Origin of the sequence: Methanomicrobium sp. W14 (assembly GCF_017875315.1) — an archaeon.
Lineage (GTDB): Archaea > Halobacteriota > Methanomicrobia > Methanomicrobiales > Methanomicrobiaceae > Methanomicrobium.
In genome coordinates this window covers 488,929-503,517 of the sequence record NZ_JAGGMM010000002.1, presented here as the reverse complement: position 1 = coordinate 503,517, position 14,589 = coordinate 488,929, and the positions used below count along the sequence as shown (strand labels likewise).

Sequence of the window (14,589 nt, the reverse complement as noted above, 5' to 3'; positions counted from 1 at the left end):
GTAGAAAAATAAAAACGGGGCACAATTTTTTCAATCTCAGTTTTAAGGTCTCACAACAGTTACTTTGACCGATTACAATATCTGCAATGACTGCTGATTAGTGTACCTGTAAACCGGTTGTCCGGTTTACAATGGAGATTATTATCTTGATTTCGATCAGGTACTACAGAATCTATGATATCGGAAATGAGATCGATCTCGATCTGCTTGAAAAAGACCTTACGCAGACTTTCCCTACAGCAAGGACAAGTTTTCTGCGCGTTAAGCCAAAGTCAATAATTCTTGAAAACAAACCTGTTTTACTGAAATCAGAACCAGTAAAAATTGAGAAAGAAGGAACAACTTTAGAATTCAGCGTTCTGGCGAAGATATACGATATAGGTGCAATAAGCATATGCTTCGTGTATGAAAATCCCGACGGTACTTACCCTGAAATGGAGAAGACCGCCCGCTTCATCACATCAAACGATCTGATAGGGAACTTGTTCACAGATTACCTTAAAAGCATGATGGAAAAGCTGAAGTTTTCCATAAAAAATTTCAGTTACGACCCGGAATTTTTTGAAGACTACACCATATACCTGTCTGACACGACAAAGCTTGAAGGGGACCCCGCATCTCTTCTACTGGGAGAAGACGCCGATTTTTCATCGCAGATGCACGATGAAGTGATGAAAAACACACAGAGCTACACAAAAGATGATATTGCAGTATTGTCATGGGACTCAGCCATTTTGTGCGGACAGGATACGCAGCTGTCGCTTGACCTCATTGACCTGATAGAATTTGCAAATGTACAGGTCCTTGAACTCCGGTATTACGACAGGGAACTCACCCGCCAGATGTCAAGGATGTACGACGACATCGAGCATGCAGACCGGATGCCGAGCTTTCTCAGGATGAGGCAGTATCACTCAATCATGAACCAGCTGATGAAAAGCAGCGCCGAAATATCGGAAGTGACTGAAAAAGTGCATAACCTTATAAAAATCACCGAAGACGTCTACTACGCACGTATTTATGAGTCAGCACTTAAGGTTATGAGGAGCGGGCAGTGGACAGGAAGCGTGGAGAAAAAAATAGAGACCATCCAGGACAGCTACTCAATGCTTTCTGATGAAGTCAGAATCCAGCATTCAAACTTCCTTGAATGGATTGTCATAATTCTTATAGCAATAGAGGTTGCCATCATCGGAATACAGGAAATTATGATGCTGTAAAAATCCGAAAAATACATCTTTTAATCCTTTTTTTGACCATATAAATTTTTTAAAGGTATTCTTACCCGAAAAAAATTCTGGTAAAATATTCTGTGTTTCATCACAGTTTTTCTTTATGGATTGGCGACGTCAAGGGCTTCCGACTCTTTCCGCATTTTTTTGAATATCGGCATAAACCGGGGTAAGACCAGCAATAAACCGAATTTTTACAGACAATACACTCTTATGAAAGTCAAAAAATTCCAAAAAAACGAGCGGGCCCAAGGGGATTTGAACCCCCGACCACCTGGTTAAAAGCCAAGCGCTCTGCCTGACTGAGCTATAGGCCCATTTCAGATATTCACAAAACCGCTGTAAACCAAAAACCAACCTGAATTATAAACTTTTTTTTGATTTAGGGCGGATATTGCAGATTAATATTATTTTTTAAAATAATTAAACCTATCTAAACGATCTGAATTTGAAAATCCATTATATACCGGAATATACCCCCGTAATATAAAAGCAGTCTATCAGTTCTGCAAAACTAAAAAAAAGGCAACAACCCGAAATCATATTTCAGCATAATACCTGAAGCATTTTACAGTTTTAAGGAAACAGCCGCTAAAAATTTTTTTCCATGAAGCAAGGACCAATAATATAAAATTCTATATCCTGCGCAAAATATGAAATACGTTGTCATATTTTAGTAGATTGTAAATAATTTTTCAAATCCGGTTCAAATTTGGGGGATTTATTTTATTTTATATTTGCATAGATATCAGGATTTAAGTACATTTAAATGAAATGCCTTGTCTGGACACTTATTTGTCAACCGTTTTTAAGGAGTAACTCTAATGACAACAACCGAAATTGAAAACGTACTGACGGAATTCATTGGCGGAAACAATGAAATCCTGATTGATACAAAATTAATGGACGAAAGATATCAGAAAATCGGAGAACTGATAAATCAAATATTAAAGGCAAAGAAAGAAACTGATGAAAATGCCAAACTATTTTATCATTCCCTGTGCAAAAATCCGATTCCAATAGTCGTCCTGGAACCTGATTATACAATATCTGATACAGACGACTACTTCATCAATATTTCCGGTAATTCAAAAGAAAGACTTTGCTCAATGAACCTGAACAGTTTCATCTCAGAATTTGATCTGAAAAAAATACGCGGAGAAGGTGTCGAAGAAGCATTCAGAAAACTTGAAACGGTATCCGGGGTATACCAGATGAACCTTAAAGGGGAAAGAAAAATTTTTCAGGTCGCATTCAACCCTCTTTTCGATGAAAATAATGAATTTCTCCACTTCGTCATCTCATTTTCTGACATAACAGAGGTCGAGGACACCAAATCATGGTACCAGTCAATACTTGATGCAATTCCCTTCCCCATCTCGGTAACCGATATGAAGATGAGATGGACATACATCAACCCGGCCGCAGAAAAAATGATTAAAACCGGCATAAATGAAGCGATTGGAAATACATGCAACAGATGGAACAACAACATCTGCAACACCGCAGACTGTGTAATAGAACGCCTTAGAAGAGGAGAAAAAACAACATACTTCGAGCAGAACGGGAAAAATCTGATGGCAGGGGCCGCATGGGTAAAGGATGCCTTTGGAAACAAAACTGGTCATGTGGAAGTCATTCAGGACATAACTAAGTCTGTAAGAATCGGAGACTACCTGAAGGATGAAGTCCGGAAAGTTGCAGGAGACCTGCAGTGCATTGCAGATGGAAGAAACGACGAAGTCAGCCTTCAGGTAAGTGAGGCCGACGAATACACCGAAGAAGTCAGGGAACTCTTTTTTGGTGTGGCAGAATCTCTAAAAACCGTTAACAATACCCTGGACATGCTTATGAAAGACATAAACAGACTTGTCAGGGCCGGAGAGGAAGGAGAACTTGATTTCAGAGCTGACACCGAATCTTACAAAGGTGCATACAAAAAGATTATTCAGAGCATAAACCATGTTTATGACAGTTTGTCTATCCCAATAAACGCAACAACAGATGTCTGCAACAGTTATTCAAATGCCGACTTTACTGCAAGATTTGATGACAGCCTGGATGTGAAAGGTGATTTCCAAAAGCTGAAAGAATCGGTCAACAATATCGGTATTTCAGTTTCAGTAATGCTTTCACAGACAGGAAAGATGACGGACAAGGTATCTTCAAGCTCCAATGATGTGAACAAAGGAACAAATGACGTCGCAAAAGCCGCGGAAGGCGTTGCAAATGCAAGTCAGAAGACAGCCGATCTCACAAGAGACCTGTTGAAAGACATTGAAGAGGTGAACCGTCAGATATCTGATCTTTCGGCATCAAACGAAGAGATAGCAGGAACTTCACAGGAAGTTTTCAATTCCTCAAACCATGTCCTTGAAATTGGGAAGGAGGCACAAAACCTTGGAGAAGAAGCAAACGAAAGGATGAAGAACGTGGAAAAAATAGCGAACGCAAGTGTAAATGAAATCCACGACCTTTCGGAAAAGGTAAAAGACATCGAAAAGGTTGTAAAACTTATAAACGATATTACCGGTCAGATTAATCTTCTCGCACTTAATGCAGCAATTGAAGCTGCACGTGCAGGTGAGCACGGGAGAGGATTTGCAGTCGTTGCAGGTGAAGTCAAAAACCTTGCAGCAGAGGCCAGAGAAGCGACAAATTCCATTGAAAGCGTTGTTTCCACAATCCAGACCGGAAGCGAAAACACTGCAAAAGCAATAACCGAGGCTAATGACGAAATTAAGGTAGGTGTTGAAAGCGTTACAAAAACCATTGAGTCCCTGAACGCAATAATTAAAAACACAGGTCAGGTTTCAAATGACATCGGTGAAATTACAAAGGCAATCGAAGACCAGGCCAACATCTCAAACAATGTCGTAAGAGCAATGGAATCAGGTACACAGCAGACCAAGAACGTCCAGAAAGAGACAGAAGAGCTTGCAGCACTTGCAGAAGAGGCAAGTGCATCAATAGAAGAAATCGGAAGTGCAATGCACGAGGTGAATTCGTACATAAAAGAACTGAAAGATGAGAACTCAAAATTCAGATTTCAATAAAATATCTGCCCTGCGGGTTATCCAAAAATATGATAAACCATAATACTAAAAACAACTTTTTCACTGTCTTTTGGCAGATTATCTGAACAGGTAACCAACTGCGGGCTTAAGAAACACGAAGGACAGTCCCTTTTTATGCTGCGCGCGCGGGAAGGATTTTTATCAGTATCTTGATTTTTTGGAAATAATCTTTAAAAAAACGGGTAAACAGAATAGATCACTCTAAATATATATTATTTTAGTTATGAAAATCATAAATATCACCTTGTTGAAAATCCCATTTTGTATATATTGTATTACGATACGGATATACATATTTGTTTAACAGGTGTGATTGCTATATGAGATTAACAGACTTCAAAAACACAATCTCAGAACTTTTCAGCGGAAAAAAAAGTTCCCATGAAAGTACTGAAAAAAATGAAAATGAATACTTAAAGCCCAAAAAATTTGTAAACAGGCTTATTGAAGCAGATGCAAGAGGTGAACTACTACAAAAAACTGTTTATGCATCAGCTAATTCTTCATATGACAAATCCGAAGGCCTTTTTTTCACTTTCCTGACATTTAGCGGGATTCACGCAACAAAGACCCTGAAAATATGGTATGACAGAGTCATTGACGCAATAACTTATCTGGTTCATGCAATAGACCCGGATATGAACACAATATGCCTGAGAAAGGCATTTAAACAGACAATAATCGCGGAATGTTCAGCATTTGTGGATTTGGGACAGAGTAAACCATTTCCGGGACAGACCAAAAACATGAACAACTAAAAGAAGGTGTACACGATATGTTACCTGAAAATATTGAAAACAGCCTGAAAAATTTTCTGGACGGAAACACAAATTCAATGATTGACCTGAACAACATCGACAAAGAGTACTATGAAACAGGGTCTCTCCTAAACCGGATTATGGCTCAAAAAAAAGAGTCAGACACAAAAGCTTCATACTACAATGATGCGATTAACTATGCTCCGGTTCCTATAGCCGTTCTGAATTCTGATCTAAAATTTACGGCAATTAACGAAGATTTCATAAGTCTAACAGGGTACAAAAGAGAAAAACTTCTTTCAATGACCCTCGACGATTTTCACTTTGAGTTCAGACTTGAGAAAACAGAAGGAGAGACTGCAAAAGAGGCCATAAAATTCAGAAAAAGGGCAGAATGCAGGTATATTATGAATTCCGGGGGTACAGAAAGGATAATCTCCGCATCCTCTGTTCCAGCATTCAACAAAAACAATGAATTAACCGGAGTTTATATCTCCCTGAAAGACGTCACCCGGATAGAGGAACAGAAAGCATTTTACGAATCAGTACTCTCTGCTATTCCTTTCCCGATATCAGTCACGGATTTGGACATGAAATGGACGTATATAAATCCGGCAACTGCAAAAATGGCAAATATTGATATTAAAGAGGCAATAGGCCTTCCGTGCAGCAGGTGGAATACAAAAATTTGCAACAACGGCAAATGCGCCATAGAACGTCTTAAAAAAGGCGAAAAAACAACTTACTTTGACCAGAACAACAGCCACTACCTTGCAAATATGGAGTGGATAAGAGACGCAGAGGGAAAAAATACCGGACATGTTGAAGTAGTTCTGGATATTACGGAATCTGTCAGTATTGAAGAGTACCTTAAAAAAGAGGTAAAGAAAGTAGCTGATGACCTGAAATGCATAGCTGAAGGCAGACTACAGGATATAAACTTTGAAGTCGGAGAAGCGGACCAGTACACAGAAGATATAAGAAAACAGTTTCTGGGTGTCACAGGGTCTGTAAAATCCGTATATTCTACACTGGACAGACTTGTCAGTGATATCAACAGTTTCATTAATGCCGGCAAAGACGGAAACCTTGACTTTAAAGCTGACGGCAGCCTGTACAAAGGGTCTTATATTGATATAATAGAAGGAATCAACGCACTTATGCATACGTTTTCAGAGCCCGTATACGCTGTAATGAATGTATGCAGGAGATATGCCGACGCCGATTTTAAGGCACGTTTTGATGAAAACATCAACGTTAAAGGGAGTTTTCTTGAACTCAAAAACGCTGTTGACAATATAGGGGTTTCCGTCTCAGAAATGCTTTCACAGACCAGCAACATGATAGAAATGGTCTCCTTGAGCTCAAACGACGTAAACAAAGGAACCAGTGATGTCGCAAAGGTTGCCGAAGGCGTTGCAAATGCAAGCCAGAAGACCGCCGATCTTACAAAAGACCTCCTTGAGGACATTGAAGAGGTAAACCGCCAGATAGCTGATCTTTCGGCATCAAACGAAGAGATAGCAGGAACATCACAGGAGGTATACAATGCTACAAATCACGTTGTCGAGATTGGAAAGGAGGCACAGGGACTGGGCAACGATGCCAACACCAAAATGATAAATGTAGAAAATATAGCCAAGGCAAGCGTTGAGGAAATACAGAATCTTACAGAAAGCATAAAGGAAGTAGGTAAGGTTGTAAAACTTATAAACGATATTACAGGCCAGATTAATCTTCTCGCCCTCAATGCCGCAATTGAAGCGGCTCGTGCAGGGGAACACGGGAGAGGATTTGCAGTCGTTGCAGGGGAGGTCAAAAATCTGGCAGGTGAAGCCAGAGATGCAACAAACTCCATAGAAACTGTCGTTTCAAAGGTCCAGTCAGGAAGTGAAAAGACCGCACAGTCTATAACAACAGCCAATGCTGAAATAATGGAGGGTGTTGAAAGCGTCACAAAAACCATTGAAGCCCTTAACACAATCATCAAAAACGCCGGGCAGGTCTCAAACGATGTTGGTGAGATTACAAAAGCGATTGGTGACCAGGCCAATATATCAAACAACATTGTAAAATCTATGGAGGCAGGAACGGAGCAGACCAAAAACGTCCAGAAAGAGACAGAAGAGCTTGCAGAACTTGCAGAAGAAGCCAGTGCGTCCATTGAAGAGATTGGAAGCGCTATGCACGAGGTGAATTCATTCGTGAAAGAGCTGGGGGAGACAAATTCACGGTTCAAATACTAAGGAAGGAAAACCATGGCTTCATTTGACAACGTTGTTGTAGTGCAGTTTGAAATATCAGGCGTCCAGTATGCACTGGATATCCAGGTTGCACGTGAAATTGTAGAGATGATTCCTATAACCCCTGTCCCTCTGGCACCAAAGCATATTGCCGGCATTATAAACCTCAGGGGCGAAATTACAAACATACTTAACCTGAATTACCTGATGGGGCTTCCTGTCCGGACAAACTCAGAGAATAAAAAAATAATAGTTCTTGTCCCTGAGGCTGCAAACGGGTCCAATGTCGGCCTTATCGTCGACGATGTCATGAGTGTCCTACATGTAAATGAAGACGACATAGACGAGATGGAAGAATCTATTTCAAAAGAGGCGTATGTAAAAGGTGTCATTAAATCCGGGAAAGACAGTGCCGGAAACAAAGCACTTATAATCTGGATTGATATAAAGGAGACACTCTCTGACATCCTGAAAGAGACTCATGTAACGTAAAAGGCAAAACGATTTGCGCCTTATAACTAAACCAGAAATAATGAAATACCCATAAATAAATATAATATTTAATAAAAAGTACAATATTTTATTTTGGGGACTTTTCCTGAAACTTTTGATTTGAATATTTTTTTGATTTATGAATGGATTTTCAGCAGAATTCAAACAAGAATTATAACGGGGATTATATTTCCTTATAACAGTGAATATTTAATGAAACAGCCTTTTTAAGATTTTACAGGCAATCTTAAGCCCGGCAGATGAATGCATACTACAACTGTTGGTCCCAGTGCATAAAATGCAGTATGTCCAAGGTATTTCAAAATATTTTTTATTATCATTCTGCGCGCGACACAGATACTTTCCTAAATACGGGTTTTTTGGAAATAACATTCAAAAATAAGATCATATAAAATAGATCGCTATAGTTATATATAACTCACATTATGAAAAAAATATATATAACTATATATGAAATTCCAATTAGTATACTGTATTACGATACTGATATACACAAAAATTAAAAGGATGTGACTGGTTATATGGGAATAACTGAGCTTGAAAATGCAATTTCAGATTATATCAGCGGGAACAAAAATTCCCTTGTAAATATTGAAAGAATAGACGATGAATACTCAAAACTCGGAAAACTTGTAAACAACCTGATTGAAGAAAACCTGAAAACCGGCATATACCGCAGAAACATATTTTCCGTTCCTGCGCCTGTTGCTGTTCTCGGCAAAAACCTGGGAATATCTGACGTCAATGACGACTTTACGAAAATAACCGGATATTCAAAAGAAAAACTTATTTCAATGAACATTCAGGAGTTTTTTTCTCTGACAGAAGCCAAAAAAACAAAGGGCTGTTCATTAAATGAAGCAATAGAAAGCAAAGAGGAAGTTTCAGGAATATATACCCTGAATTTAAAAGGAAATCAAAAAACAATTGAAATTCTGGCAAAACCGTCTTATGACGAGAAAGGAAACCTTTCCGGTGTTTTTGTATCATTAAACGACATAACCCCGGTATACACAGAAACACTCTGGTACAAAAAAATCCTTGATGCAATACCCTACCCGGTTCATGTTACTGACGAAAATATGAAATGGAAATTTATGAACAAGGCGTTTGAGCAGCTTTTAATTGATAACAACACAATTTCATCCAGAGAATCCGCGTATGGAAAACCATGCAGCAATGCAAATGCAGACATCTGCAATACAAACCAGTGCGGAATACACCAGCTGAGAACAACGGGTAAAAACGAAACCTACTTTGAATGGCTGGGAAACGAATGCAAACAGGTAACGTCATCATTGAAGGACGACAACGGAAATATTATCGGATATGTCGAAACAGTCCAGGACATATCAGAATTAGTTAATAAGACTGCATACTACGAATCCATACTTGATGCGGTCCCTTACCCGATTCATGTAACTGACAACAATATGAAATGGACATACATGAACAAGGCATTTGAAAAAATACTTGTAGAAAACCACTCGGTTTCAGACCGAAAATCTGCATACGGGATGGACTGCTGTACAGCAAATGCAAGCATATGCAACACTGACCAGTGCGGAATACACCAGCTGAGAACAACGGGTAAAAACGAAACCTACTTTGAATGGCTGGGAATGGAAGGCAAGCAGGTAACCGCAGCTGTAAAGGACGCAAAAGGAAACGGCATAGGATACGTTGAAACTGTCCAGGACATTACGGATATAATCCGCCCCCAGAAATACCTTGAGGCTGAATTCGACAAAGTGGCAATGGACCTTAAATGCATTGCCGAAGGAAGACCGCAGGACGTAAAGCTTGAGGTAGGGGAAGCAGACGAATATACAAAACATATCAGGGGAAAATTCCTTGAAGTCAACGAATCCGTGGATTCCGTAAACAAATCATTCCTGAGACTTGTGACTGACATAAAATCACTTGTCAGCGCAGGAGAGGCAGGAAATCTGGAATTCAGGGTTGATACTTCAAAATACCAGGGCGCTTACATAGAACTCGTCAGGAGTATGAACGACCTTCTGGAGTCGATTTCGATACCCCTTAAAGAAGGAATGGTTGTCTGCGACAAGTACTCCAATGCGGACTTTTCGGCAAGATTTTCAGACAAAATTAAAGTTGAAGGGGATTTCCATGAATTCAGGACCGCAATAGATAATATTGGGATTTCAGTTGCAGAACTTCTTGAAAAAGGCAACAAAGTCACTGGCATGATTGCCTCCAATTCCAGGGAGATAAACAAGGGAACTGATGACGTCGCAAAAGCTGCGGAGGGAGTTGCAAATACAAGCCAGAAGACTGCAGATCTTACAAAAGACCTCCTTAAGGACATTGAAGAGGTGAACCGCCAGATAGCTGATCTTTCGGCATCCAACGAAGAGATAGCAGGAACTTCACAGGAGGTATACAATGCAACAAACCACGTTGTCGAGATTGGAAAAGAGGCCCAAAGCATGGGCAACGATGCCAACACCAAGATGATGAGCGTCGAGAAGATAGCCAGGGCGAGTGTTAAGGAAATACAGGAGCTTACAGAAAGTATAAAGGAAGTAGGCAAGGTTGTAAAGCTTATAAATGACATTACCGGACAGATTAATCTTCTTGCACTAAATGCAGCAATTGAAGCGGCACGTGCAGGAGAACACGGAAGAGGTTTTGCAGTTGTTGCAGGTGAAGTTAAAAACCTGGCAGGAGAGGCAAGAACCGCAACCGATTCCATAGAAAACGTTGTCTCCAAGGTCCAGTCAGGAAGTGAAAAGACCGCACAGTCAATCACTTCCGCCAATGACGAGATAATGGAAGGTGTGGAGAGTGTTACAAAGGCAATCGAGGCGCTGAATACAATCATCAAAAGTGCAGGACAGGTCTCAAACGATGTCGGTGAGATTACAAAAGCGATTGAAGACCAGGCGAATATCTCAAACAATATTGTAAAGTCCATGGAATCCGGGACACAGCAGACCAAAAATGTCCAGAAAGAAGCAGAAGAACTTGCCGCTCTTGCAGAGGAGGCCAGTGCATCCATAGAGGAGATCGGAAGCGCTATGCATGAGGTGAATTCATTCGTCAGTGAATTAGAAGAAGCCAATTCCAAATTCAAATACTAAGGGAAGGAAAGTCGATGGCTTCATTTGATAACGTTGTTGTAGTGCAGTTTGAAATATCCGGTGTCCAGTATGCACTGGATATCCAGATTGCACGTGAAATCGTTGAGATGATTCCTATAACCCCTGTTCCAATGGCACCAAAACATATTGCCGGCATCATAAACCTCAGGGGTGAAATCACAAACATACTTAACCTGAATTACCTGATGGGGCTGCCTGTTCAGGCAAACTCAGAGAATAAAAAAATAATAGTTCTTGTCCCTGAAGCTGCAAACGGGTCCAATGTCGGTCTTATCGTAGACAATGTTATGAGTGTCCTCCAGATAGCAGAAGACGATATAGACAAGATGGACGAATCGATTTCAAAAGAGGCATACGTAAAGGGGGTTATTAAATCCGGAAAAGATAATGAAGGGAATAAGGCCCTCATTATCTGGATAGACATCCCTAAGATATTATCCGACATATTAAAAGAGACACACGAAGCATGATAAAATAGGGAATAAATTGATAATATATCATTTTATCAGATAAAACATCACAACCCGATTCCAGGAGAAATCAATGGTGATACTTTAATATATTATTGGATTTCCCTAATTTTTTTAAAATGAGTTCTGATCTGTAAAAATTTTCCAATTTTTGCACAGAAAAATATAGCATAAAACAGGATAAAAAACTCTGAAATAAAAAATTCAAAAAATCATTATCTAAAAATTCAAAGGATACTATTTGACAATTTACATAATATTTTAAATGTTTACTTAAAAATTATGAGGGAAATATAATATTAAATTTGTGAAACCAAAATGCACAATAAGCAGTACACCAGAAAACATTTCAAATATTGTATAAGTAACTGCGCGCAAGCCAATGTTTTTTTCAAAAGGAGGTATTTTTAGAAATATTATTCAAAAATAAGATCATAAAAAATAGATCTCTATAGTTTTATAAAATAATAAATATGAAATATTTATATATGGCACAATAAAAAGTCCCATTTTGTATATAGTATTACGATATGGATATACATAAACGTTTAACAGATGTGATTGTTATATGGGACTAACCGAGCTTGAAAATACGATTTCAGATTTCCTCAGCGGAAATAAAAAATCTTTTGTGAATACTGAAAAAACAGAAGAGGAATACCTGCAGCTGGGAAAACTCATAAACAGGTTGATTGAGGCAAACAAAAAAGTAGAATATTGCTGCGGGGCAATGCAATCAGCTCCTGTGCCGGTTGCCGTTTTAGACAAAAATCTGAGAATTCTGGATGCAAACGACTATTTTGTCAAAATAACTGGTTACCCTAAGGAGACTCTTGCATCAATGAGCTTAAAAGAGCTTTATTCTGTTCTTGAGGCAGAAAAAACAGATGGAGAATCCGTAAATGATGCAATCGAAAAGAGACAGAAAGTCTCCGGCAGATACATCATGAATTTCAGAGGTGTGGAAAAGACCATAAAAATATCCGTAAACCCGTCTTATGACGACAACGGAAGCCTGTCTTATATTTCAGTACTATTCCTCGACGTCACCGAAACTGAGGCCCAGAAAGTATGGTACGAGGGAATAATCGATGCAATTCCATTCCCTGTTCATATAATAGACGAGGATATGAAATGGACATATATGAATACTGCCTTCGAAAAGGCACTTATGGCAAATAATGTTATAAAGAGCAGAGAATGGGCACGTGGCCGGCCATGCAGCACTGCAAACTCCAATATCTGCAATACTGAAGAATGTGGCATAAGAAAACTGAAGAAGACCGGAAACAGTGATTTTTGTGAGAGTTATTTCAACGACGGACACGGCCTGGAATACAAAATGGCTACAGCTGTAATCAGGGACAAAAAAGGGAATACGACAGGATACGTTGAAACATGCCAGGACATAACCGATCTCCTGAATAAAACCGCCTTTTACGAATCCATACTTGATGCAGTGCCTTACCCTATTCATGTCACTGACAACAACATGAAATGGACATACATGAACAAGGCATTTGAAAAACTTCTTCTTGAAAGTCACACCGTTTCAAACAGAAAATCCGCATACGGAATGGACTGCTGCAATGCAAATGCAAGCATATGCAATACTGAACAGTGCGGAATACACCAGTTGAGAACATCAGGCAAAAACGAGACTTTCTTTGACTGGATGGGAACAGAATGCAAACAGGTAACCGCAACTGTAAAGGATGCAAAAGGAAACGGCATAGGATACGTCGAAACTGTCCAGGACATTACAGACATTGTCCGCCCCCAGAAATACCTTGAAGCTGAATTTGACAAGGTGGCAACGAATCTCAAATGCATTGCGGAAGGAAGACCCCAGGATTTGAAGATTGAAGTAGGGGAGGCGGACAAGTACACAAAGCACATCAGGAAACAGTTCATTGAAGTCAATGAATCGGTAAGTTCGGTAAATGAAAGTCTGTTAGACCTTGTAAACGATATTCAGTCCCTTGTAAATGCAGGGGAGAAGGGAAACCTTGAATTCAGGGTTGACAGCACAAGATACCAGGGTGCTTATATAGGACTTGTCGAAAGCATGAACAACCTGCTGGAGTCAGTTGCATTACCTCTTAAAGAAGGAATGGAAATATGCGACAAATACTCCAATGCAGACTTTTCAGCAAGATTTTCAGATAATATAAAAGTGGAAGGGGATTTCCATGAATTTAAGACCGCAATCGATAATATCGGAATTTCGGTTGCAGAACTTCTCGCAGAGAGCAGCAAAGTAACGAACATGATTGCCTCCAATTCCGGGGAGATAAACAAAGGAACCGACGATGTTGCAAAGGCGGCCGAGGGCGTTGCAAATACAAGCCAGAAAACAGCCGATCTTACAAAAGACCTTCTTAAAAACATCGAAGAAGTAAACCGCCAGATAGCCGACCTTTCGGCGTCCAACGAAGAAATTGCCGGCACATCGCAGGAGGTCTACAAGGCTACAAACCATGTCGTTGAAATTGGAAAAGAGGCCCAAAGCATGGGCAACGACGCCAGCACCAAGATGAGCGGTGTGGAGAAAATTGCCAAAGAAAGTGTTGAGGAGATAAAAAGTCTTACCGAGCAGATAAAAGAGGTAGGAAAGATAGTCAAACTTATAAACGATATTGCAGGCCAGATTAACCTCCTTGCACTAAATGCAGCAATTGAAGCGGCACGTGCTGGTGAGCACGGAAGAGGATTCGCTGTCGTTGCAGGTGAGGTCAAAAACCTTGCGGCAGAGGCAAGGGCTGCAACGGACTCCATAGAAAATGTCGTTTCAAAGGTCCAGTCGGGAAGTGAAAAGACCGCACAGTCAATCACTTCCGCCAATGACGAGATAATGGAAGGTGTGAACAGCGTTACAAAGGCAATAGAGGCGCTGAATACAATCATCAAAAGTGCCGGACAGGTCTCAAACGATGTCGGTGAGATTACAAAAGCGATTGAAGACCAGGCGAATATTTCAAACAACATTGTAAAGTCTATGGAAGCCGGAACACAGCAGACCAAAAACGTCCAGAAAGAGGCAGGAGAACTTGCCGCTCTTGCAGAAGAGACAAGTGCATCCATAGAAGAGATTGGAAGCGCTATGCACGAGGTGAATTCCTTTGTAAAAGAGTTAGAAGAAACAAACTTCAAATTCAAGTATTAGGA

At 40.0% G+C, this 14,589-nt stretch carries 8 protein-coding genes and 1 tRNA gene; 8 read left to right on the top strand and 1 reads right to left on the bottom strand.

From position 1 onward, the window contains the following. Positions 1–146: 146 nt before the first annotated feature. The gene (locus tag J2128_RS08275) at positions 147–1,220 is read left to right on the top strand and encodes a hypothetical protein (RefSeq protein WP_209690654.1); all 1,074 of its coding nucleotides are present in this window, start codon (positions 147–149) and stop codon (positions 1,218–1,220) included. A gap of 255 nt (positions 1,221–1,475) precedes the next feature. Here J2128_RS08275 and J2128_RS08270 read toward each other — a convergent pair. Then, positions 1,476–1,549, bottom strand: a tRNA-Lys gene (locus J2128_RS08270). 507 nt (positions 1,550–2,056) lie between these two features. Between J2128_RS08270 and J2128_RS08265 the strand changes: the two genes are divergently transcribed. The 7 genes from J2128_RS08265 (at position 2,057) to J2128_RS08235 (ending at position 14,587) form a co-directional block, all read left to right on the top strand. After that, a complete protein-coding gene (locus tag J2128_RS08265; RefSeq protein ID WP_245323484.1) occupies positions 2,057–4,288 on the top strand; it encodes a methyl-accepting chemotaxis protein in 2,232 nt (743 codons plus the stop codon). 341 nt (positions 4,289–4,629) lie between these two features. Beyond that, the gene (locus J2128_RS08260; RefSeq protein ID WP_209690653.1) at positions 4,630–5,067 is read left to right on the top strand and encodes a hypothetical protein; all 438 of its coding nucleotides are present in this window, start codon (positions 4,630–4,632) and stop codon (positions 5,065–5,067) included. Positions 5,068–5,084: 17 nt separating this feature from the next. Next, positions 5,085–7,313, top strand: coding sequence for a methyl-accepting chemotaxis protein (locus J2128_RS08255; RefSeq protein ID WP_209690652.1), 2,229 nt, complete (start codon positions 5,085–5,087; stop codon positions 7,311–7,313). Between the two features lie 12 nt (positions 7,314–7,325). Further along, entirely contained in the window at positions 7,326–7,802 is a 477-nt protein-coding gene (locus J2128_RS08250; RefSeq protein WP_209690651.1) for a chemotaxis protein CheW, read from the top strand. Between the two features lie 542 nt (positions 7,803–8,344). Then, positions 8,345–10,930, top strand: coding sequence for a methyl-accepting chemotaxis protein (locus J2128_RS08245; protein WP_209690650.1), 2,586 nt, complete (start codon positions 8,345–8,347; stop codon positions 10,928–10,930). 14 nt (positions 10,931–10,944) lie between these two features. Next, positions 10,945–11,421: a chemotaxis protein CheW gene (locus J2128_RS08240; protein WP_209690649.1), complete on the top strand. Its 477-nt coding sequence runs from the start codon at positions 10,945–10,947 to the stop codon at positions 11,419–11,421. A 568-nt stretch (positions 11,422–11,989) separates the two neighbouring features. Continuing rightward, the gene (locus tag J2128_RS08235; RefSeq protein ID WP_209690648.1) at positions 11,990–14,587 is read left to right on the top strand and encodes a methyl-accepting chemotaxis protein; all 2,598 of its coding nucleotides are present in this window, start codon (positions 11,990–11,992) and stop codon (positions 14,585–14,587) included. The last annotated feature ends 2 nt before the right edge of the window (positions 14,588–14,589 follow it).

What these genes read in the sequence shown, in the direction of transcription:
- J2128_RS08265 (WP_245323484.1), top strand. Translation starts at nt 2,057, where the DNA reads ATGACAACAACCGAAATTGAAAACGTACTGACGGAATTCATTGGCGGA.
- J2128_RS08260 (WP_209690653.1), top strand. Translation starts at nt 4,630, where the DNA reads ATGAGATTAACAGACTTCAAAAACACAATCTCAGAACTTTTCAGCGGA.
- J2128_RS08255 (WP_209690652.1), top strand. Translation starts at nt 5,085, where the DNA reads ATGTTACCTGAAAATATTGAAAACAGCCTGAAAAATTTTCTGGACGGA.
- J2128_RS08250 (WP_209690651.1), top strand. Translation starts at nt 7,326, where the DNA reads ATGGCTTCATTTGACAACGTTGTTGTAGTGCAGTTTGAAATATCAGGC.
- J2128_RS08245 (WP_209690650.1), top strand. Translation starts at nt 8,345, where the DNA reads ATGGGAATAACTGAGCTTGAAAATGCAATTTCAGATTATATCAGCGGG.
- J2128_RS08240 (WP_209690649.1), top strand. Translation starts at nt 10,945, where the DNA reads ATGGCTTCATTTGATAACGTTGTTGTAGTGCAGTTTGAAATATCCGGT.
- J2128_RS08235 (WP_209690648.1), top strand. Translation starts at nt 11,990, where the DNA reads ATGGGACTAACCGAGCTTGAAAATACGATTTCAGATTTCCTCAGCGGA.